The sequence below is a fragment of the Chelatococcus sp. KU-N122 genome, from assembly GCF_055391085.1.
This window is the reverse complement of record NZ_AP043981.1, coordinates 2,518,677-2,538,372: the sequence shown is the minus strand read 5'-3', so window position 1 is coordinate 2,538,372 and position 19,696 is coordinate 2,518,677. Positions and strand designations below refer to the sequence as shown.

Genomic DNA, 19,696 nt, shown 5'->3' with positions numbered 1-19,696 from the left:
TCGCCCTCCGTGGGCGCGGGAAGGGAAACACGAATGACCGAGGCCGACGCGCACACCGTTGCGACAGCTGCACCGGCGCTGGACGACGACGACAGCCGCACCTATCTGACCCGCGGACCGGCGGCACTGACGGAGGGCGTCGTCACGGCGCTTCGCTCCGTGTACGACCCGGAGATTCCCGTCAACGTCTACGACCTGGGGCTGATCTACCGCATCGAGCTGGAGGACGACGGCTCGGCCGAGCTCGACATGACGCTCACCGCGCCGGGCTGTCCGGTCGCCGACCATATCCTGAACCAGGTCGAGCGCGCGGTGGCCGGCGTCGACGGCATCGGCCGCGTGAAGGTCAGCCTGGTCTTCGATCCGCCGTGGGACAGTTCGCGGATGTCCGACGAGGTCAAGCTGGAACTCGGTCTGCTTTAGAGGGCTATCATCATGATCGAACTCACGGCCGGAGATGGCCACCGACTCGCGGCCTATCGGGCCGACCCCGCAGGGCCACCCAAGGGGGCCGTCGTCCTCCTCCAGGAGATCTTCGGCGTCAATGGCCACATCCGCGCCCTGGCCGACCGCTTCGCGGCGGCTGGCTATGCCGCCATCGCGCCGGCGCTCTTCGACCGCGTCAGGCCCGGCGTCGAGCTCGGCTACGACGCGGCCGGGCAGGCCGCCGGCAGCGAGCTCGCGCAGCAGGTCGGCGCCGAGCCGACGTTCGCCGATATTCAGGCGGCGGTCGACGCGGTGAAGGATGCGGGCAAGGTTGCCGTCGTCGGCTATTGCTGGGGCGGCTACCTGGCCTATGTCGCGGCCAACCGCGTCAAAGGGCTCGCCTGCGCGATCGGCTATTACGGCCCGGGAATCACCGACGACGGCCGCGAGAAGCGCAGAATCCCGACCCTCCTGCACTTCGCCGAGGAGGATGCCTGGATCCCCTTCGAGGCCGTCACGCAGTTTCGCGCCAGCCGGCCGGACGTCAGCGTGTTCTCGTATCCCAATGCCGCACACGGCTTCGTCTGCGACGAGCGGGACAGCTACAACGCTGCGGCAGCACAGACGGCGCTGGAGCGAACCACGGCCTGGCTCTACCAGTATGTGGAAGGGCAGCCGCCGGTGCAGCTGAAGAACGCCGGGGCCTATGCCCAAGCAAAAGCCGACAAAAAGAAGAAAAAGAGCCCGGCCGATGACCTCGGTCCGCCGATGGACTGAAGGTCGCAGGAGAGTGGCATGTCTGTCGCTGAAGGCTTTTTCGTCGACTGGAACGGCAACGCGCGGAGCACTGTCGACCCCGGGGGCGGCTATCTCTGCGAAACCGACGCGGTGGCCCGCTACGTCGCCGTTACGACCGCGGGCGGCACGCTGGTGCACGAGGCCACCTTCTACAAGAGCCTGGCGGATATCGACAAAGCCGGGATCCGCGCGCCGCTGGTACCGAGCTCGCACCCGTGGGGCAAGCACGAGGAGGGGTTTTAATCGATCTGCACAGTGATTTCGAGCAGATGGATGGTCGGGTCAAGCCCGGCCATGACGTTGAGGATAAGCGCTTTCCGTCACCACTCGTCATAGTCGGGCTTGACCCGACTATCCATCGACTTGAAAACGCAGGCGTCGTTATCAGACTCTTTCATTGCTGATGAGCTGAGGCGTCGAACCAGTCTTGCTGTCACCTGGGAATTTGCGCGGCCATCGATCACAGTCGGAGGAGGTTCTTGCGATGCTTCCCACCACCATTCTCATCGACGAGGCGCCGCGCTGCGTGGTGCGGCCGACCGACACGAAGGCGCTCAACCGCTTCATTCGCAATGGCAAGGCCTACCTGCTCGCCGGCAACCCGGACGGCCGGATCTCCCATCGCGGTGCCGACGACGCCGAGCAGCAAAAATGGCGGAACGCGCTGGCGCTTCACAAGGCCTGGGGCGGCGACGACGAGGACTTTTTCGGGATACCCCTGTAGATCATCCCCGCCTTCGCTCGCATACGTCAGGCATCGCGGCCCCAGCGCTCACGGCCGGTGCGAGCTCGTGTCGTGAGGATTGTCGGCCTGATTGCGCATCCAGTCGGCCAGCTTCGCCATGTTGCCGTAGATTGCCTGGCGGGCCTCGACGTCCTCGACGGTCTCCTCGAGCGCTCCACCCATGCACAACAGCCACGCGTCGCGCTCGGCCGCGCCGATCGGAAATCCCAGATGCCGCTGGCGCAGCCGGGGATGCCCTTTCTCGGGCGAATAGAGCTTCGGTCCGCCGGTCCATTCGGAGAGATAACGCTTCAACACCTGCTTGATGGGGCTCAGGTCCGGCGGGTGCATGGCGCGGATGGTCCTGGCCTCCGGCCGGGTGTCCATCCGGTCGTAGAACGCCTCGACCAGCCGATCGATGACGGCGGCGCCACCGATGCGATCGAACATTGACGTCTCGGTTGTCGCTTCTGTCATCTCTTGCCCCACGGATTGCTCGATAGCGGCGCGCCTTGCATTTACTCATCCATGTTCGGGATCAGGATGACTTCGGCCGGGGCGCCCGGCCCCTGCCCTTCGATGAAATCGAGGCCGCTGACCAGGGACAGGCCGCCGCCGCTGTCCATCAGGACGACCGCGTCGCGCGGCATCGCGGCCAGCTGTTCGAGCAGTTGAGCAACCGTCATACCCCCTCCGGACCGTCAAAGCTCGGCCGGTTCGCCGCCGGTTCGCGTGGTCTGCCGGCCGGCTTCGTCGAACATCATGACAGTCTCTTCCTCGTCCGGCATGGTGATGACGGCGCGGCTCAGCTCGCCGTTGTCATGATACTCGTAGCGGTGAGCCAGCTCCACGTCACCGTAGACGATCTTGTCGAAGCCGGTCAGCTTGCCCCGGGCGTCGAAATAGCCGCGGATGAAGGTGTTGCGGTTGCGCAGCCCGTCGGCCGGGACGGCATTGACCAGCCGCAACGGCAACTTCACGCCGGTGTACGACACGAAAAAGCGGCACTCGAGCTCCATCGTCTCCTCTGTGGTCAACGACCCTGCCGGCCGCATGCCTCCGCTTTCGGCCCCGGGCCGCCACCGCTCAGTCCGGATGAATCATGATCTCCATGGTCTCGTCGATGTCCTCGAAGGGATCGGGGAGGCCCTGGTCTTCCACCAGCGGGATGCCGCACAGGCACACGTCGCCGTCGATCACGGCGAGGGCCACCGGCTCCAGGCTCTTGCCGCTGCACGAGCCGTCGATGCACAGGCCCGTGTCGATCTCGAACAAGGCGCCGTGGCGGCCGCACTTCAGAAAGGCACGGTCGTGACTGAAGAACTCGCCGGCGCCGAAGTTGAGCCAGATGCCTTCGTGCGGACACGCATTGACGTAACCGAAGTAGTCGTTCGCCATGGTCCGGACGATGACGATGGGAAACGGCCTGCTCTCGCCGCTGTTGGTGATACGCGACAGGCTGAACGCCTTGGCGCCGCCCTTTTCGATGCGATCGATCCCACAGATGGCGAACACCTCGATGCCTCGTGCCATGGTTCTGCACCTCCGTGTTCCGCCGTCGCCCCAGGCGAAGCCCTGAGCGCGGGAGGTCGATGTCCCGCCGGCCTCGTCGTGAACCGGACACTCCTGTCGGACTCGTTGCCGGGGCAAGCCGGACGCCTGCCGCCGCCCTGATATTGCACGAAGCATGCCGCGCCGGAGCCGCCCCATCGGCCGCCGTCTCGTTCGTCGCACGGTGTCCCGCGCACGCACGCCGTGTCGTTGCAGCCAGGCACGCGGGGGCAGCCGAACGATGGGCGCGGACATGCGTCGGCCGCTTTGGAGCAGGATGATTTTTCTTCGAATCATCCTGCTCTAAGTCTTTGTTTTGAGCACGATCTTATCCAAAAGCCGGTGCCCACTTTTTGGGATCATGCCCTAAGCCCGGCTGAGCGCGCTTTCAGCCTTGACGGCATCCAGCCTATCCCTGGTCAGCCGGAACACGCCGCGGCCGCCCGAGAGCGTCTGATAGGCCGTGCCTGCCTTGTCGCTGAGGCAGTTGAACCAGTCCTGCGGCGCGAGCCCCGTCGGCCGGTCACCGATCTCCACCACCGTGCCGTTCGGCGCGAAGCGGACGTGAATGAGGATCTTGTCGGGTTCCATCCTGCTCTCCGTTGTCATAGCCCCGACGAGAAGCCCAGGAGCTCGACCTTGATGTTCTCGGTGCCGAGCACCTTGGCCTGGCAGGCGAGCCGCGACTTGGAGCCGACGCCGACGATCGAGTCGAGCTTCTCGTTCTCCTCGCGCGCGATCTTGGAGATGCCCTTGCGCCCCTCGTGCACGAAGATATGGCACGTGCCGCATGCGGCCTTGCCGTCGCACTTATGCGACAACGTCTCGTCGACAGTCAGAATGGCGGCCAGCAACGTGGTGCCCTCGGCCACCTCTATCGACTTGCCCGACGGCATGATCGTCAACAACGACATCGAACGCTCCCAGTCCTTCTTCTGTCGACAAAGCGACAACCCAACATGTCAAAGATAAATGGCCGCACCCGCTCCGACGTTGATCGACGCGTCTTTCATCGTGGCGACGATGAAGGCGATCTGGTCTTCCGTGAGATGAGCGTGAAAGGGCAGCGCCACGGCGCGATCCGCGACCTTCTCGGTCACCAGGAAGTCGCCGCGGCGGTAGCCGAGATCGAAGTAGTGCCGCTGCAGGTGCAGCGGATTGCAGTAGGCCTGCGCCTCCACCTGCTCGACGTGCAGGTCCTCGACGATCGCGTCGCGGCTCGACCGTGTGAAGCGCGTGCCGAGGTGCACGAGGTAGAGGAACCAGTTCACCTCGGTCACGTCGGGCCCCACGTAGGGGTCCTTGATCCCTTCGAAGGACTGCACGTGCTTGTAGTAGAGGTGCTCCGTCAGCCGCCTGCGCTCGAGGATCTCGTCCAGCCGCTTGAGCTGCGCCAGCCCGAGCGCCGCGGCGATGTCGCTCATGCCGCATTGGTAGGGCGGAGCCATGGTCACCACGACCGACGACCGCTCCTCCAGCCGATGGGAGCGATAGCGGCGGAGCGCGACCGCCATGTCGACGTCGTCGGTGACGACCATGCCGCCCTCGCCGCACGTCAACGGCAAGGGCTGGGAGAAGTCGAAGACCGAGGCGTCCCCGAAGGTCCCGACCAGCGCGCCCTTGTAGGTCGAGCCGATCGCTTCCGTCGAGTCCTCCAGCAGGGCCAGGCGGTGCGTCCTGGCAAGCTCGCGCAGCGGGCCCCAGGCCGCCGGATGGCCGTTGGTGTTGCAGGCGACGATCGCCCGCGTCTTCGCGGTGATCCGCGCCTCCGCCTTCTCGGGGACGAGCGTGCCGGCCCAATAGTCGATATCGGCGAAGACCGGGCGGGCACCGGCCAGGCTGATCGCATGGGCCGTTTCGCGGAACGCGTAGGGAGAGGCGATCACCTCGTCGCCCGGCCCGATGCCGTGCGCCCGCAACGTCAGCAGCAGGCCGATCGTGCCGCTCGCGACGGCGATCGCGTACTTTCGCCCCAGATAGGCGGCAAACGCCGCCTCGAACGCCTCCACGACCGGACCGGCGGACAGCCGCGGCGAGCGCAGGACGCAGTCGACGGCGGCCAACTCCGCATCCGTCAAGTCGGGGTCCGACAGCGGGATGAACGAGTCGTCGATCTCGGCCGTGGACACCTGCGTCTCCGCGCCGGCCGATGGAAGCGAGGCGAGATCGGTCATGACGCGGCACTCCGCCGGGCCAGGACGATGCCGGTCGCACGTGCGGGATCCGAAGTGATCTCCACGCAGTGGCTGGCGCCGTCGAGCAGATGGATGTCGAAGTGCGGATAGCTGCGGAACGGCTCCTCCACGACATCGGACGCGTCGCAGCGTGTCCATACGAGGTGCGGAAACGCGCGGCGCAGCTCGGCGAAGGCCTGGGTAGCCGCATCGGGCGATGCGAGCGCCCGCTCGATGCCCGTCAGATCATCTGTGCTCAAGGCCATCGCTCTCGCCTTTGCTGGAGGAGGTCCCGTCGCTGTGCCGTCATTGCCAGAACATTCGTTCGGGGTCGTCGGCCAGCACCTCGAGGAGCGCCGGCAGCCGCTGATGCCGGCTATGGAGCTCCCAGACGCCGGCACCGTGATCCTTGCGGAACAGCTGCCAGGCGGCCCGCTCCCCGTCGTAGACGACGAGCGCGACATCGATGATCCCGCCCTCGGGATCGATATTGCGCGAGCAGCATGGGCTCTCGACGCGATAGCCGTTGGCGGCCGGGGCGACGCGGGGCGACACGTAGCGATAGCGCTTGCGCGTCCGCAGGGAGCGCTCGATGCGCTTGCGATCGAGATCGTTGGGGTGCGGGCACCGCCCGATCGCCGACGGGCTCAGAACCGCTGCTTGCAAGGGAATCGCTGCTTGCATGGGATCGTGCCCTAGACCGGCGTGATTTCTTCCTCGAAACATCCGACGACCAGACGTTCGCCGAACTCGATCAGGTAGATTGGAATATTCGCCTCGGTATGGGTTCCGACTTGTACGATCTCGCCGACGGCGCCGGCGGCGACGAGCAGCGCCTGCGCCGGCACATCGGGAAACGAGCCGTCGTTGACCAGGTCGACCAGCGCCGTCATGCGCTGGCCCCACTGGTACTTGGGGAGCCGGGGCTCGACCATGGGAAGCCGGGGCTCGATCATGCCACGCCTCCCGGCAACGGCAGATCCACGTCGTCATCGCGCGCCTTGGCCGGATCGAGCTCCTTGCGCTTCATGCCGACCCGGTTGCCGCTGTCCATGAACTCGACGCCGTAGATATAGAACTGCTGGAGGAAGGTGCCGATGCTGACGACGTATCCTTCCTCCCCCTTCTTGGCCAGGATCTCGCCGATCTCCTTGCCGGCATAGGTCCCGTCGTTGCGGATCGTGCGCTTGGCCCTGACCTTCTCGCCGAAGCTGAAGTAGGGCGGCTCGGAGAGCTCGACGACATCGCTGTCACGAACAATATTGCTCATGCCTGCACTTCCTTCGTCTTCACGCGCGCACGATCCGCCGTCGCTCAAGCCGCGGCGATGAGAGCGCCCTGCCGGATCTCGGCATCGCCGCGCGAGGCGTGCTGGATCTCGCCGGCGTTGACCTTGTCGAGGTAGGCCTTGAACCAGCCGATGGCCGATTTCTCGATGAACTCGTGGGCGAATTGATCGACCGGCTCGATGCCGGCTTTGAGCAGGTCGCTCTTGGGGCAGCCGCCGATCTTGGCCACGAACACCGCATGACAGTCGTTGATGGCCCGGATCACCGTCTCCAGGCTGTCCTCGTCACCGTAGCCGCCCTGGCAGTAGAGGTCCACGCGGCGGTGGCCGACGAACTTCGCGCCGGCCGTCGACAGCTCGTAGACCTGGAACTCCTTGGCGTGGCCGAAGTGCTCGTTGATCAGCCCCGAGCCCTTGGTGGCGACGGCGACCAGCAGCTTGATGTCGCTCGACGCGCCCGCCAAGGTCGCCAGCTCGTCCTGTTTGGCCGCCACCTTGGCGAGCCGCTCCTCTTCCACCTTGGCCTGGTAGGCTTGGCGGCTGTCGAGGTCGTAGTTCACCTCCATCGCCATGATCTTGTCGGTGGTGAACTCGGCCGAGCGGTCCTCGCCCAGGAGTCCGACCGCGTCGGCACGGCACTGGCGGCAGTGCCGCATCATGTTCATCTCGCCTTCGCAGCTGTCCTGCAGAGCCTTCAGCTCCTGCGCGCTCGGGCCGCGCTGGCCGTTGAGGCCGAACACGGTGCCGTGCTCAGGCGAGGAGATCAGCGGCATGATGTTGTGCAGGAAGGCCCCGCGCGACTTCACGGCCTTGTTCACCTCGACGAGGTGCTGGTCGTTGATGCCGGGGATCATCACCGAGTTGATCTTGCACAGGATGCCGCGCTCGGTGAGCATCTCCAGCCCCTGCAATTGCCGGTCGGTGAGGATCTTGGCGGCTTCGACGCCGGTGTAGCGCTTGTGCTTCCAGAACACCCACGGGTAGATCTTGGCGCCGATCTCAGGGTCGACCATGTTGATGGTGATGGTGACGTGGTCGACGTTGAAGCCGGCGATGGTGTCGACGTGGTCGGGCAGGGCCAGGCCGTTGGTCGACAGGCACAGCTTGATGTCGGGCGCGGTCTTGGCGATCAGCTCGAAGGTCTTGAAAGTCTTTTCCGGGTTGGCGAGCGGATCGCCCGGGCCGGCGATGCCGAGCACGGTCATCTGCGGGATGGTGGAGGCCACGGCCAAGACCTTCTTGGCCGCCTGCTCGGGGTGAGCTTCTCGCTGACCACGCCCGGGCGGGACTCGTTGGCACAATCGTACTTGCGGTTACAGTAGTTGCACTGGATGTTGCAGGCGGGCGCCACGGCCACGTGCATGCGGGCGTAATGGTGATGCGCCTCTTCGCTGTAGCAGGGATGGTTCTTCACCTTCTCCCAGATCTCGGTGGGCAGGTCACCCTGGCCGGCGCCGGAGCCGCAGCTGGCCTTGCCGCTGCCGCCGGAGGTGCCGCAGCCCTTGTGCTCGGCAATCTTCTGCATGATGTCGTCGACATCGGCGACCTGTCCGACCTGAGCACCGCTCGGGGCACCGTCGTGCCCTGCCACCTGTTGCATGTCCGGTCCTCGCTGTTGGCCGCGCAGCGTGCTGCCGCGGGGAGGATGCCTGACGCATCCTCAATGCGTGCCCCGGCCCCAGCGTCGGCGGCACGTCGTGCAGGCTATCTCGCAACCCGTGTGCCAGCCCCGAACAATCGAATAAATCTAAGAAAGATCTTACGTTTCTGCACCGGAACAGCCTGTCGTCTTGCCGACATCCAACGAAAACCGACCGTCTCGTTCCAGACACGACACAAACGACGCGCGATGCCGGCGGGATCGGCGTGCGATGGGAGAGAATCGTCCACCGGGACGGAGCGCCATCTCTTCGGCCGCTTTGGCGAGTGAAGCGGCATCGCGGCCGCCAAGGCCGGGCTTGCCTGGCGGCCATCCATCCACGCGCGACGCGCCACTCAGCGAGGCCCTGTCAGTCACCTTTGCCGTGCGATGGCTTTAAGGGGGCTCCATATCGGTGCCATCTCGGCTATTGGTTTTGTACTCAGCCCGGAAGGTTCCAGTATGAGCAAACACCGTCCGTCCATCATCGCACTTGGCCTGAGCGCCCTCGCCGGCAGCCTCTCGCCCGATTTGACGGGAGCCACCGATCTTCCAAATGCGATCGCAGCACCTGGTTTAACCATCGTGGCACAACTCCACGCGATCGGAGACCAGATCTATGAATGCGGACCTGATAAGAACGGCGCCCGCTCCTGGGTATTCCGGGAGCCCCTTGCGACGCTCGTGGACAGCTCCGGCAAAACGGTCGGGCGGCATTTTGCCGGCCCGCGCTGGATGCTGGATGATGGAAGCGTCGTTAAGGGGGCCGTCATCGGAACGACCCCGGCGACCGCGCAGGACGATATAGCCTGGCTCAAGCTGGAGATCGTCGAGCATAGGGGAACGGGTGCTCTTTCTGACGTAAGCGTTGTCCAGAGGATCAATGTGAAAGGTGGCAAGCTGACCGGAAGCTGCACCACGGAAGGAGAGCTGAAGCTGGTACCCTATAGCGCCGATTATGTGTTCCTGAGACCCTGAACGACTGACAGGGTAGCCGGAGACTCCTCTGGAATGCCCCCCGAACTATAGGAGAAGGCCCACGCCGGCCGTCTCAGTCAATTTGCAATGAATGTTGGGTCCTCGAGTCGAAGAATGGCCGGGCCTGGAGCATTTCGCAATTGGATGAGATCATCCAATTGCGGAGAAATGCTCATAATTTTTGAATCTAGGGCGCTTTTCTGCGATTGAGTAGTTCCACCCAATCGCAAAGCGCTCTTGTGGTGGATCTGAAGTTCCTGCCCCCACACGGCATCAGCGTTCAGGAACTTCAGATCCATTAAACCACACTAGAATCATAGAGTTGCTAGTGTGGCTTAGGAATCCGAAATTCGCTCCCAGCGCTGCCCCGAGGTGGTGCGAATTTCGGATTCGCCACACTAGCCCGGCCATGGTCAATCGGACAGAAGATGTCTTCAGCTGCCCGCCTGCATGATGATCTCGGCGGCAGGCGCGACCGGCACCGCGAGCGGCGTGATGCCTTCGGTCAGCAGGAAGCGGACCTCGTTCTTGGTGAGCACCGCCGGATCGACGAGGGCAAAATGCGGACCGGCCGAGCGCTTCGTCACCTGGCGGGCGTAGGTACGCAGGAGCTGGTCGTGGAAACGGCAGCCGATGAACAGGAAGCTGCGGTCGGTGCGCCGGTCCCTCACGATGTCGGGAATCGGCGTCTGGATGTCGATCTCGGTCAGCACTTCCACGTAGTCGGCATCGGAGATCAGGTAGTTCTTCGCCGGCGTCACGCTGCCGTGGGGCTTGTAGACGACGGTGGTCCAAGCGGGGGCTGCCGTCCGACCGGTCTCGGTGCCGGCCGAGTCGTAGAAGCGGTACCACTGGTCCTCGCCGATGCCGGCACGGGTGATGCCCTGCACCTCGCCCCAGTCGCTTCTGCCCTGGAGCGCCGCGCGCATGGCGCCGTCGTACCAGGTGTCGACGATCATCGGCAGCGGCAGCCCGGCGAGATGGCGATGCAGCGCCGTCGGCTCGACGGGCGCGATGAACGCCTCGGTCATCAGGGCAGAGACCGTCGCCCGGTGCTTCGTGCTCTCGATATGCTGGGCCGAGGCCCAGGCGTTGCCCTTGGCCCGGCGCGGCAGCGCCACCTTGGTGCCGAAAAAGGCCGCCAGCGCCTCCGGTGTCAGCGGGATGGCCGGCTCGGCGAGCGCGGTCAGGCCCGGGCCCAGATAGGGCACCACCTGCCCGCCCCGGAGCGCGCCCGCCACCTTGGCCAGTTGGGCCTCCGCATCGGCCAACCTGAGGATGTCGATGCTCGCTACGGGCGCGTTCATCGCCGTCACTCCTCTTCACCGCGCTTGCGCGCATTGACGGTGATCGGCAGCGTGGTCCCCACCGCCATCTCGGGCAGGTCCAGCACCCAGCCGTTGGCGATGCGGATCCAGCCGCCCCACAGCGTCTCGTGCTCGGATTCGACAATCGGCTCCTCGAGATCCTTCTTCGGCACATAGATCGACAGACCCGTCTCCGGAGAGCGGCGAATCATGACTTTCATCAGCTAAAACTCCTGCGGCGCCGGCGACATCGCCCTCAGCCTGGCGACGATCCCAGGCAACACTTCCAGCACCCGGTCGACGTCCTCGCTCGTGTTGTCGCGGGAGAGCGACAGGCGAATGGCCCCATGCAAGGCATTGGCGGGCAGGCCCATGGCCCTGAGCACGTGGGACGGCTCGGTCGAGCCGGCCGTGCAGGCGGAGCCGGTCGAGGCCGCGACGCCGACGCGGTCGAGGTTGACGAGGATGGCCTCGCCCTCGACGTGCGCGAAGGCGATGTTGGACGTGTTCGGCAGCCGGTTGTCGCCGTCGCCGTTGACCATGCAGCCGTCGACCTGCTGCAGCACGCCCTGTTCCAGCCGGTCCCGCAACGAGCGAACCCTGGTGCGCTCATCCTCCATATGCCGGAGCGCCAGCTCCGCCGCCGCGCCGAGGCCCACGATCGCCGGCACGTTCTCCGTGCCGCCTCGGCGTCGGCGCTCCTGATGCCCGCCGTGGATCAGCGGCGCGAACGTGACGCCCTTGCGCACGTAGAGCGCCCCGATCCCCTTGGGACCGTGGAACTTGTGGGCCGAGAGCGACAGCATGTCGATCGCGGTGCGATCGAGGCCGAGCGGGATCTTGCCCACCGCCTGCACGGCGTCGGTATGGAACAGGGCCCCTGCGTCGTGGGCCAGGGCCGCGAGCTCCGTGACCGGGAACAGCGTCCCCGTCTCGTTGTTGGCCCACATGGCCGACACGAGGGCCGTGCGGGGGCCGAGCGCCCGCGCGTAGGCCTCCAGGTCGAGCCGGCCGCGACCGTCGACGCCGATGACGTGCACCTTGACGCCGCGCGTCGCCGCGAGGTGCTCCATCAAGGACAGGACGGCCGGGTGCTCGACGCTGGTGGTGACGATCTCGTCGCGCCCCGGCTGCGTCTCGAGCGCCGACAGGATGGCGGCGTTGTCGGATTCCGTCCCCCCGAGGTGAAGACGATCTCGTGCGGGTAGGCCGCGCCCAGCAGGGCTTGAAGCTGCTGGCGCGCCCGCTTCACCGCGCCGGCCACGGCCTCGCCATAGGCGTGGGTCGAGGAGGCATTCCCAAACCGCTCCGAGAAGTACGGCAACATGGCCGCGACGACGGCGGAGTCCGTCCGGGTCGTGGCGTTGTTGTCGAGATAGACCGGCACGGCACGCCCCCTCAGAGGTTCACCTTGGAAGGGCCCGCGACGGGAACGAGGCGCACGAACTCGCCCAGGCGCTCGATCATGCGGGCCTGGATGCCCTCCAACGTCGCGCTCGCCAGCTTGCAGAACACGCAGGCGCCGGTGAGCTTGACCATCACCTTGTTGCCGTCGACCCCGACGAGCTGGCAATCGCCGCCGTCGCGCCGCAAATTGGGACGGACCTCCTCGATCACCTCCTCGATGATTTCGATGCGCCGCATGTGAAGCGCCTTCACCGGCGTCGGCTGCTCAGACTCGACCAACATCAGCTCGCCTCTGCTCTCTCATTGGGGGGACGCTTGGGGGGGAACCGAGCTCGCTCTTCAACGGCAGGATGATTGCCGCCAAGAGGGTCCCCCGGCTCGCCCGCGGGGCCGCCGCCGACGCGTCGCTCCGCCTCAGCCGAACGACTTGCCGCATGAGCAGCTCGACGTCGCGTTGGGATTCTCGAAGGTGAAGCCGGAGCCCTCGAGCGCCACGACGAAGTCGATCGTCGTACCGGCAAGCAATTCGTGGCTCTTGTTGTCGACGAAGAGCTTGACCCCGTCCCGCTCGATCACCGTATCGTCGGGCTCGGCCGCGTCGACCAGGCCCATCATGTACTTGTAGCCGGCGCAGCCGCCGGCCTCGACCATGATCCGCAGGCCGTTGACCGGCTTGGCCGATCCGGAGATCGCGGTCCGAACCGCGTTCAATGCGCTGTCGCTGAGATTGATCATCGCTCGTCCTTGCATGTGCCGAGAACTGCCGACGCCGTGATCGCAAGACGTATGCCATGCTCAATGCATTGATAATACTTCGTTCCTCGGATCTGCTCTGTCCGCTTTCCGACACGTGTCCGATTTCGGACACCGGACGAATCCACTCTTGGACGGAATCGGTCAGGACCACTCGGCAACGCCTGCGGATGCACGGCCTGCGCCACCGGCAGACAATTTGCATTGCGCCCGCCGCCGCCGACACCACGGCGATCCGACCGACATTTCGAGGAAGCTTTCCATGACGACGATCGAGAAGACCGCCCTGGGCCGGCTGGACCAGGAGGGGCGTCTCCTCAATGCGGTGCTCAAGGGCCCGACGCCGAAACCGGGCCGGTTCGGCTTCCGGGGCGACATCGCGCTCAAGTTCCAGACCCAGGTCGCGGACGAGAAGCGGCCGCCGGACGTCGTCATCGAGCAGGTTCTGACCTACGCGCAGGAAGGCGAGCCGACGATCCCGGTCCTTGCCGGCTATCTGCACTCCTTCGCCTATCTCGAATCGGCGGTCGAGGTCCTCGACGGCTTGCTGAGCCCGGCGGGCGTCTACTTCATGTTCTGCAACAACATCGACCTGCTGGCGAAGTACAGCGTCACCCTCAACGACATCAAGTTCTTCGTGCTGCCCTGCGACGAGTCGACCGTCTGGAAGGAAATGCTCGATCTGATGAGCATCGACAAGAACGACATCAAGAAGCTCGATACGGCCGGCAAGACCGACTACCTGCTCGATGCCAGCCGCGCGTTCAACGAGGCGTTCGAAGTCATCAGCTACGAGCAGGGCGTGGCGCGGATGGAGCCGGTCAAGAACCGCAACGAGAACCGTCCCGTCTGAGCCCATCGGCAGGCCGCGCCCTGCCGCTCGCGCCGCGACACGGGCTGTCCGGGCTTGAGCTGATCAGGCCTCGCCCACGTCCTCGTCCGGCAGCACCTCGTCGTCCTCGACGAGCGTCACGCCGGTCACGCAGATGTCGTTGTCGAGAATGGCGAGCGCCACGGGAGTCAGGCTGCGGCCCTTGCACGGGCCTTCGAGGCAGACGCCCGTGCCGAGCTCGAAGAGCGCGCCGTGCTTGCCGCACATCAGCCTGATGCCGTTGGGATCCAGGAACTGGTTGCGCTCCCAGTCGAGGTTGACCCCATCATGGGGGCACTTGTTGAGATAGCCGAAGACCTGCCGGCCCCAGCGCACCACGATGATCGGCCACGGCCTCTTGCTGCCGTCCTCTTCGACGATCATGAGATGGAAGCCCCGCGCCTTCTGGCTCGGGATGTCGTGCATGCTGCAAATGGCGTAGGCTACATCCGATGGCATGTGTCCCTCACTGACGCTGGCGCGCTTCGAACAGCACGACGTCGCAATGCCGACAGCGCCGGCTCCGCGCGAGAGCCGGGGAGTGATCGTGCAAGATTCGCGCGAGGTCCGACCGGACGGCGGAAGGATCGTCACCGGTCTGGCGCGCGAGGCTATTCGATGGCCGTCGCGGCAATGGCTCTCCCAAATGACGCATTTCATCCGTGTACAGCTGGCACGGAAATTGAAATTTCGAAGCGACACGTGGAGATCTTGTCATGAATGTCGCATCGGATTTCGTTCAATGCAGCATCGAGGAGCTCAAGGCGCTGCTCGACGGCGGCAGCTTGACCATCTATTCGGTCGCCCGCCCGCAAACGGCGGATCGGCCCGTCGATCGCAGCGGCATCCTGGCCACATTCACCTTTGCCTCACCGGCGTTCGGGCCGGCCTCTGACGATCTGGAGGGCCCGGCGTTCCTGGCCAATCCGGTGCCCGCGAGCAGCGTCGGAACGCCCGGGTTCGCCCGCGCCTGCAAGGCGGACGGCACCGTCGTCGCCGACTTCTCCGCCGGGCCCGGCGAGCGCGAGATCAAGTTCGCCGAAGTCTCCTGCTCGCAGGGCGCCCCGGTGGCCCTGGTGCAGCTCAGGTTCGATCGCGACGGCGGCTGGCCCGAGCGGCCCGAGTACTACGATGCTCACCCCCGCACCGGCTACGCCATGCCGAGGACGCTCTGAGTTGTCAGCTTTGGAACATGGAGGCTTGGCGGTGATGCCCCGTCCCGATCCCGGTCCACTCGTGAGCAGCAAATGGCTTGCCGCTCACCTCGCCGACACCGACATTCGGATCCTCGACTGCACCTGGCACCACGCCAGCACGAACCTCGACGGGCGCACGCAATACCGCGGGCGCCATCTCCCGGGCGCCGTGCACTTCGACATCGATCATGTCGCCGACACATCGACTTCGCTCCCGCACATGCTGCCGAGCGCCGCCGACTTTGCCAAGAAGGTCGGGCTGCTCGGCGTCGGCGATGGAGACCGCGTCATCGTCTATGACCGGCTCTTCGGCGGCTCCGCCGCGGCGCGGGTCTGGTGGATGTTCCGCGTCTTCGGCTACGACCGGGTGAGCCTGCTGGACGGCGGCTTCGACAGGTGGGCGAAGGACAAGCGTCCCACGGAAATGGCGCCGGTGCGGCCGGAGCCGCGGCCGTTCACGGCGACGTTCACGCCGGCCTACCTGCGCACGCTCGCCGACATGCAGGCCAACCTCGTGTCCGCCGGGGAGCTGGTTGTCGATGCGCGCGGGCCCGGCAAATTCGACGGCACCCAGGAGGACGTCTTCCCGTTCGCCAAGCTGGGCCACATGCCGAACGCCCTCAATCTCCCCTGGGCCGATCTCATCGATCCGGCAACCGGCACATTTCTGCCGCCCCAGGCTCTCAGGGAGCGCTTCGCGACCGCCGGCGTCGACCTCGGGCGCCCGATCGTCGCGACCTGTGCGTCGGGCATCACCTCCTGCGTCGTTGCCCTGGCGCTCAGCCTGCTCGGCCACACCAATACGGCTGTCTACGACGGCTCCTGGGCGGAGTGGGAGGCGGCAGCGGATGCGCCCGCCGTCGCCGCGTGAGGAATGATGCCACATCAGGGCCTGATGCAATGAGCAGGATCGAGGAACCGCTGACCCTCGTAGCCGACGGCGCCGAATATGCGCTTCTCCGGTTGGCCGACGGGAGCCATTTCGTGCTGCGTTCCAAGGTCAACGGCCTCTCGGCGGATCTCCGAGGAGACGATGCCGCCCGCTTCAAAGCCGACTACGAAACGACGCAGCTGCAATTTCCCAGCTGGAGTGCGGATCAGGTTCTGTCCCAGCTCTGGGATCAAGGCGGCTACAGCTGGCTTGCCACCGAGGATGGATGCTGACATGCCGACCCTCATCAAGACGACCCAGGACGGACGACGCCTCGAAGCTTCGGGGCTGGCGATCCTGCTCGACGGCGAGCTCGAAGCATTCGAGCTCATCGAGGTGAAGCTTCATCCCAATCGCCGCGCCATCTGGGAGGCGGATCCCGAGGCGACGCACATGGCCGGTCGAGTCACGCTGACGCGGGACCAGGCCAACGCGGTGGTGGAGGCTTTCAAGCAGGCCGAAGCCGAGATCCTCGCCAGCCCGACCGCCATCAACGAGCGCTTTCGCATCGCGGCGATGTGGAAGGCGCGGGAGCAGGGCATCGAGTAGTCCAAGGGGCGCAGCCGTCGAGCTCGGCCCGGTTGCGGCTATTCATACGTCCGGGCGAGGCAGATTCTGCCGGCGTCGAGGTTCACCCCCATCAGTCCCTTCCGTTCCGCACGGGACTGCCTCCCCACAAGGGGGAGGCCGTTCGTTTGGCCACCTCGCCCAACGTCTCCAAGCTTAAAAGGTGAGGCTCCTCCCTCCCCCTTGTGGGGAGGGGTTAGGGGTGGGGGGCCGTCCAGCCACGCTTTCAGAACAAGACCTTACGCGGCAAGCCTCAGATGTGCTCATATGAACACTTGTGTGCAGAGCTGCTAGGCCGCCTGTTCCGGCACATGGGTCTGGCAGTTCGTCGGGCAGACCCGGGCACAGGCGCCGCAGCCGATGCAGGCACCCTGGTCGTTCATGACCATGATCTTCTTCTCGATCTCGTCGTCCTCATCATCGTCGAGGCTGACGAGCTCGCCGTCCTCGTTGAGGCCTTTGAGGGTCATGACATCCCGGCCGCAGACCTTGAAGCAGCGGCCGCAGCCGATGCACTTCCTGGGATCGATGGCCACGAGGTAGTCGGGTCGCCAGGCGCGGCCGTCTCGGGTTGCGTAGGACATGGTTCGGCGAGCTTTCGATCAAGCGCTTTCGAGGACTTTGAGATCGGCACGCTTCCGCTCGAGCTCGGCGAAGGCGTCGTGGGCCTTCTGCGCGACGCTCATGATCGACGTCCAGTTGATCGGCAGCTCTTCCGACAGGTCGTGCAGGTCCATCTTCGCCTGCGTCGCCTTGGCGGACAGCTTCTTGAGCTCCGCCTTCAACGATTCGATGTCACTCATGGCTTAACCTCAATACTTGGCAACGTCGGGGAACTTCTCGATCATCTCGACGCCGCCCTTGACGTACTTGTCGCCCTCCGCGGCGAGCTTGGCGAGGCTGTCGAAGCCGAAGCGGTGGACGTCGCGCAGCTGCTTGTTGACGACGATGAGGCGCCCGCCGATGAGCACCATGCGGCCGAAGCCCTCGTGGCTCATCTTCAGCATCGGCGAGATCATCACGCCGGTGGCGCGCTCGATCGACAGGGAGATGGCATTGAAGAACAGCTCCAGCCGCCAGATGGTCTCTGGATCCGGGTCGCCGATGATCGGCAGCGCCCGGCGCTTCTCCTTGTCGACGATGTAGGGCTCCAGAAGGTCGAGATCGCTCTTGCCGTCCCAGGCCCCGTGGGTGTCCTGGGCTCGCCAGATCTTGACGAGCTCCTTGACGAACGGCGCCTCGGCGGCGGTTTCCTGTTCGAGCACTGCGGCGTCGGTCATCTCATCCTCACTCGTCGAAGTCGAAAGCACGTTCCTTGCTCTTGGACATCGCCTTCCGCAGCCAGGGCGGTGGCGTGCCCTTCAAGACATCGCTCAGCTTGACCAGGAGATCGGCGATCTCTTCCGGCTGATTGACCTTCATGGGATGGATGTTGTTCGCCACGACGCGCGCCGCGCCCGAGCCGCCGATCGCGGCGACATAGAGGATGGCGCAATCCTTGATCGCCTCGATCTTGGGGGCGAGCTTGTCCTCGTTGCCATCCTCCTTGAGGTCGCCGTCGAACGCGATCGACTCCAGGAAGCGATGTCCGTCCGGCTCCACCTCATAGATCGCGATGTTCTTGGCCCAGCCGAAGTGGGCGTCGACGCGCCTGAGGTCCTGGGTTGCAAACGCGACTTTCATGTCATGTGTCCTCGTGCCGTCAATGCGACGCGGATGGGGCGCCCTGCAGGCTGTCGAAGCCGTGGCGCCAGGTTTCGGGCGTTGCCTGGCGGTTCTGCTCGTGGTCGGCGATGACCAGGTTGGCGATATCGAAGATCAGGTCGCGCGTGCCGCGATAGCCCACCATCAGCTGATGGCCGGCGCCGATGCGGTCGAACATCGGAAAGCCCGCCCGGTAGAAGGGGATGCCCAGCCGCTCAGCCGCCTGCCGCCCGTGCGAATGGGTGATCAGGAGATCGCAGGCCCGCGCCTTGGCCAGGGTCTCGAGGTCCTCCAGGTCGCCGATCAGCACCTCGTCGCCGGCGACCCGCTCCAGCACCGGCGACTGCGTCGTGGTGACCGCCGCCGTCACCTGGGCGCCCATCTCGTGCAGCGCGCTGCTGAGCTCGAACAGCAGATCCGGCTCGGCGCCGATCGCGAGCTTGCGCCCACCGATATGGAAATGCGCATCCAGCATCGCATCGGCCAGCTGGCCGCGCTGCCGCCGATACTTCGCCGGCACCGGGCGGCGGCCGATCTCGCTCAGGAACATGATGAGCTCGTCGTTCGGCGCCAGGCCGCATAGGCGCTCGAACAGCCGGAACGGAACGCCCGTCTTGGCCTGCATCGCTTCGGCGGCGCGCCGCATCTGGGCGCCGACGGCGATGGTCACGGCGGCCTGGCCCATGGTGGCGATCTCCTCGAGGCCGATGCCGCCGATCGTGGTCGGGCTGAAATCCTCCGGGATATGGCCGTCCAGCGAGCCGGCGATGTCGGGGAGGAACGACGGCTCCAGGCCGAAGTCCTCGATGATCGTGCGCAGCTCGTCGAGGTCACCCGGCGTCAGGTGGCACCCGGGCAGAACGTTGACGCGGCTCGGATCGCGCCGCGCCCGGTTGCGCGGCGTCTCGACCAGTTCCTCGACCATGCGCGCGACGGTCTTCTCCCAGCCGTCCTGGAAGGCGTCCTTGAAGTCCGGCGTCGAGATGTAGACGAGCGGATAGGTCGCGAGCTGCGGATGCTTGGCGCGGATCTGGCGGATGAAGCCCTCGACGTCGTCGCCCTTGGTCTCGGTCACCCCTGTCGAGCAGATGCCGATGATCGCCGGCTTCTGCTTGTTGCAGATGTTCAGGACGGCCTGCTCGACGTTCTCGTAGCCGCCGAGCACGGTCGCCACCTCGCTCATCGCCGTCGTCTGGAGCGGCACGTTCTCGTTGAAATGCCGCACGAACAAGGTGAGCCCGAACGACGTGCAGCCTTGCGAGCCGTGCAGCAGCGGCATCGCGTTCCGGAGGCCCAGGAAGGCGAAGGCGCCCCCGATCGGCTGGCTCATCTTCAGCGGATTGACCGAGCAGGCCTTCTTGACGACGGTGACCTTCGCCATG

Annotated in this window: 31 protein-coding genes and 2 pseudogenes; 10 read left to right on the top strand and 23 right to left on the bottom strand. The window is 65.5% G+C overall.

Features of this window, described 5'->3' with window-relative positions; translation table 11 throughout:
- Positions 1-33 precede the first annotated feature (33 nt).
- From ACZ5PO_RS11460 to ACZ5PO_RS11445, 4 genes are all read left to right on the top strand, one after another.
- Positions 34-423: a DUF59 domain-containing protein gene (locus ACZ5PO_RS11460; RefSeq protein ID WP_464193433.1), complete on the top strand. Its 390-nt coding sequence runs from the start codon at positions 34-36 to the stop codon at positions 421-423.
- Between the two features lie 12 nt (positions 424-435).
- Positions 436-1,203, top strand: coding sequence for a dienelactone hydrolase family protein (locus ACZ5PO_RS11455; RefSeq protein ID WP_464193430.1), 768 nt, complete (start codon positions 436-438; stop codon positions 1,201-1,203).
- An 18-nt stretch (positions 1,204-1,221) separates the two neighbouring features.
- Positions 1,222-1,467: a hypothetical protein gene (locus ACZ5PO_RS11450; protein ID WP_464193428.1), complete on the top strand. Its 246-nt coding sequence runs from the start codon at positions 1,222-1,224 to the stop codon at positions 1,465-1,467.
- 241 nt (positions 1,468-1,708) lie between these two features.
- Positions 1,709-1,948, top strand: coding sequence for a hypothetical protein (locus ACZ5PO_RS11445; protein ID WP_464193426.1), 240 nt, complete (start codon positions 1,709-1,711; stop codon positions 1,946-1,948).
- A 48-nt stretch (positions 1,949-1,996) separates the two neighbouring features.
- On the opposite strand, the gene ACZ5PO_RS11440 is transcribed toward ACZ5PO_RS11445, so the two are convergent.
- The 12 genes and pseudogenes from ACZ5PO_RS11440 to nifB all read right to left on the bottom strand — a co-directional run bounded on the left by ACZ5PO_RS11440 (position 1,997) and on the right by nifB (position 8,486).
- Positions 1,997-2,425 (bottom strand): group II truncated hemoglobin, encoded by a 429-nt coding sequence (locus ACZ5PO_RS11440; RefSeq protein ID WP_464193423.1) that lies wholly within the window; start codon positions 2,423-2,425, stop codon positions 1,997-1,999.
- A gap of 41 nt (positions 2,426-2,466) precedes the next feature.
- Positions 2,467-2,634, bottom strand: a complete 168-nt coding sequence (locus ACZ5PO_RS11435; protein ID WP_464193421.1) for a hypothetical protein — start codon at positions 2,632-2,634, stop codon at positions 2,467-2,469.
- A 15-nt stretch (positions 2,635-2,649) separates the two neighbouring features.
- Complete coding sequence (locus tag ACZ5PO_RS11430) at positions 2,650-2,967, bottom strand: DUF6156 family protein (protein WP_464196804.1); 318 nt, start codon at positions 2,965-2,967, stop codon at positions 2,650-2,652.
- 67 nt (positions 2,968-3,034) lie between these two features.
- A complete protein-coding gene (locus ACZ5PO_RS11425) occupies positions 3,035-3,481 on the bottom strand; it encodes a Rieske (2Fe-2S) protein (RefSeq protein WP_464193419.1) in 447 nt (148 codons plus the stop codon).
- Positions 3,482-3,865: 384 nt separating this feature from the next.
- Positions 3,866-4,090 (bottom strand): hypothetical protein, encoded by a 225-nt coding sequence (locus tag ACZ5PO_RS11420; RefSeq protein WP_464193416.1) that lies wholly within the window; start codon positions 4,088-4,090, stop codon positions 3,866-3,868.
- A 14-nt stretch (positions 4,091-4,104) separates the two neighbouring features.
- Positions 4,105-4,413, bottom strand: a complete 309-nt coding sequence (locus tag ACZ5PO_RS11415; RefSeq protein WP_464193414.1) for a 2Fe-2S iron-sulfur cluster-binding protein — start codon at positions 4,411-4,413, stop codon at positions 4,105-4,107.
- Positions 4,414-4,461: 48 nt separating this feature from the next.
- On the bottom strand, positions 4,462-5,673 hold the full coding sequence (locus tag ACZ5PO_RS11410; RefSeq protein WP_464193411.1) for a DegT/DnrJ/EryC1/StrS family aminotransferase: 1,212 nt from the start codon (positions 5,671-5,673) through the stop codon (positions 4,462-4,464).
- Positions 5,670-5,939: a hypothetical protein gene (locus ACZ5PO_RS11405; RefSeq protein WP_464193409.1), complete on the bottom strand. Its 270-nt coding sequence runs from the start codon at positions 5,937-5,939 to the stop codon at positions 5,670-5,672. Before ACZ5PO_RS11405 ends, ACZ5PO_RS11410 begins: the two co-directional genes overlap by 4 nt.
- A 40-nt stretch (positions 5,940-5,979) precedes the next feature.
- A complete protein-coding gene (locus ACZ5PO_RS11400; RefSeq protein WP_464193407.1) occupies positions 5,980-6,339 on the bottom strand; it encodes a DUF3024 domain-containing protein in 360 nt (119 codons plus the stop codon).
- Positions 6,340-6,368: 29 nt separating this feature from the next.
- Entirely contained in the window at positions 6,369-6,608 is a 240-nt protein-coding gene (locus tag ACZ5PO_RS11395) for a nitrogen fixation protein NifZ (protein WP_464196802.1), read from the bottom strand.
- A gap of 17 nt (positions 6,609-6,625) precedes the next feature.
- Positions 6,626-6,943 (bottom strand): nitrogen fixation protein NifZ, encoded by a 318-nt coding sequence (locus ACZ5PO_RS11390; protein WP_464193404.1) that lies wholly within the window; start codon positions 6,941-6,943, stop codon positions 6,626-6,628.
- Positions 6,944-6,987: 44 nt separating this feature from the next.
- Positions 6,988-8,486: pseudogene (gene nifB, locus ACZ5PO_RS11385) on the bottom strand (nitrogenase cofactor biosynthesis protein NifB).
- A 576-nt stretch (positions 8,487-9,062) separates the two neighbouring features.
- On the opposite strand from nifB, the gene ACZ5PO_RS11380 reads away from it, so the two are divergent.
- Entirely contained in the window at positions 9,063-9,578 is a 516-nt protein-coding gene (locus tag ACZ5PO_RS11380) for a DUF3455 domain-containing protein (RefSeq protein WP_464193401.1), read from the top strand.
- Positions 9,579-10,012: 434 nt separating this feature from the next.
- On the opposite strand, the gene ACZ5PO_RS11375 is transcribed toward ACZ5PO_RS11380, so the two are convergent.
- The 5 genes and pseudogenes from ACZ5PO_RS11375 to ACZ5PO_RS11355 form a co-directional block, all read right to left on the bottom strand.
- Positions 10,013-10,885, bottom strand: a complete 873-nt coding sequence (locus tag ACZ5PO_RS11375; protein WP_464193399.1) for an SIR2 family NAD-dependent protein deacylase — start codon at positions 10,883-10,885, stop codon at positions 10,013-10,015.
- Between the two features lie 5 nt (positions 10,886-10,890).
- Positions 10,891-11,106, bottom strand: coding sequence for a putative nitrogen fixation protein NifT (gene nifT, locus ACZ5PO_RS11370; protein WP_464193396.1), 216 nt, complete (start codon positions 11,104-11,106; stop codon positions 10,891-10,893).
- Between the two features lie 3 nt (positions 11,107-11,109).
- Positions 11,110-12,212, bottom strand: a pseudogene (nifS, locus tag ACZ5PO_RS11365) (cysteine desulfurase NifS).
- 71 nt (positions 12,213-12,283) lie between these two features.
- Complete coding sequence (locus ACZ5PO_RS11360) at positions 12,284-12,574, bottom strand: NifU family protein (protein ID WP_464193394.1); 291 nt, start codon at positions 12,572-12,574, stop codon at positions 12,284-12,286.
- A gap of 132 nt (positions 12,575-12,706) precedes the next feature.
- The gene (locus ACZ5PO_RS11355; RefSeq protein ID WP_464193391.1) at positions 12,707-13,027 is read right to left on the bottom strand and encodes an iron-sulfur cluster assembly accessory protein; all 321 of its coding nucleotides are present in this window, start codon (positions 13,025-13,027) and stop codon (positions 12,707-12,709) included.
- 280 nt (positions 13,028-13,307) lie between these two features.
- On the opposite strand from ACZ5PO_RS11355, the gene ACZ5PO_RS11350 reads away from it, so the two are divergent.
- Positions 13,308-13,898, top strand: coding sequence for a hypothetical protein (locus tag ACZ5PO_RS11350; protein WP_464193389.1), 591 nt, complete (start codon positions 13,308-13,310; stop codon positions 13,896-13,898).
- Positions 13,899-13,961: 63 nt separating this feature from the next.
- Here the strand turns inward: ACZ5PO_RS11350 and ACZ5PO_RS11345 are convergent, their stop codons facing one another.
- Positions 13,962-14,375 (bottom strand): Rieske (2Fe-2S) protein, encoded by a 414-nt coding sequence (locus ACZ5PO_RS11345; RefSeq protein WP_464193387.1) that lies wholly within the window; start codon positions 14,373-14,375, stop codon positions 13,962-13,964.
- Between the two features lie 257 nt (positions 14,376-14,632).
- On the opposite strand from ACZ5PO_RS11345, the gene ACZ5PO_RS11340 reads away from it, so the two are divergent.
- Genes ACZ5PO_RS11340 through ACZ5PO_RS11325 form a run of 4 tightly spaced genes read left to right on the top strand, consistent with a single transcriptional unit; the run spans position 14,633 to position 16,592 of the window.
- Positions 14,633-15,091: a hypothetical protein gene (locus tag ACZ5PO_RS11340; RefSeq protein WP_464193384.1), complete on the top strand. Its 459-nt coding sequence runs from the start codon at positions 14,633-14,635 to the stop codon at positions 15,089-15,091.
- A 34-nt stretch (positions 15,092-15,125) separates the two neighbouring features.
- Positions 15,126-15,983 (top strand): sulfurtransferase, encoded by an 858-nt coding sequence (locus ACZ5PO_RS11335; protein ID WP_464193382.1) that lies wholly within the window; start codon positions 15,126-15,128, stop codon positions 15,981-15,983.
- 29 nt (positions 15,984-16,012) lie between these two features.
- Positions 16,013-16,276, top strand: coding sequence for a hypothetical protein (locus ACZ5PO_RS11330; protein WP_464193380.1), 264 nt, complete (start codon positions 16,013-16,015; stop codon positions 16,274-16,276).
- Between the two features lies 1 nt (position 16,277).
- Positions 16,278-16,592, top strand: a complete 315-nt coding sequence (locus tag ACZ5PO_RS11325) for a hypothetical protein (RefSeq protein ID WP_464193377.1) — start codon at positions 16,278-16,280, stop codon at positions 16,590-16,592.
- Positions 16,593-16,900: 308 nt separating this feature from the next.
- On the opposite strand, the gene fdxB is transcribed toward ACZ5PO_RS11325, so the two are convergent.
- Genes fdxB through nifN form a run of 5 tightly spaced genes read right to left on the bottom strand, consistent with a single transcriptional unit; the run spans position 16,901 to position 19,695 of the window.
- A complete protein-coding gene (gene fdxB, locus ACZ5PO_RS11320; protein ID WP_464193375.1) occupies positions 16,901-17,194 on the bottom strand; it encodes a ferredoxin III, nif-specific in 294 nt (97 codons plus the stop codon).
- 18 nt (positions 17,195-17,212) lie between these two features.
- Positions 17,213-17,413, bottom strand: a complete 201-nt coding sequence (locus ACZ5PO_RS11315; protein ID WP_464193373.1) for a CCE_0567 family metalloprotein — start codon at positions 17,411-17,413, stop codon at positions 17,213-17,215.
- Positions 17,414-17,422: 9 nt separating this feature from the next.
- On the bottom strand, positions 17,423-17,890 hold the full coding sequence (locus tag ACZ5PO_RS11310; protein ID WP_464193371.1) for a NifX-associated nitrogen fixation protein: 468 nt from the start codon (positions 17,888-17,890) through the stop codon (positions 17,423-17,425).
- 7 nt (positions 17,891-17,897) lie between these two features.
- Positions 17,898-18,293: a nitrogen fixation protein NifX gene (gene nifX, locus ACZ5PO_RS11305; RefSeq protein ID WP_464193368.1), complete on the bottom strand. Its 396-nt coding sequence runs from the start codon at positions 18,291-18,293 to the stop codon at positions 17,898-17,900.
- A gap of 19 nt (positions 18,294-18,312) precedes the next feature.
- Complete coding sequence (nifN, locus tag ACZ5PO_RS11300) at positions 18,313-19,695, bottom strand: nitrogenase iron-molybdenum cofactor biosynthesis protein NifN (RefSeq protein WP_464193366.1); 1,383 nt, start codon at positions 19,693-19,695, stop codon at positions 18,313-18,315.
- Position 19,696 lies beyond the last annotated feature (1 nt).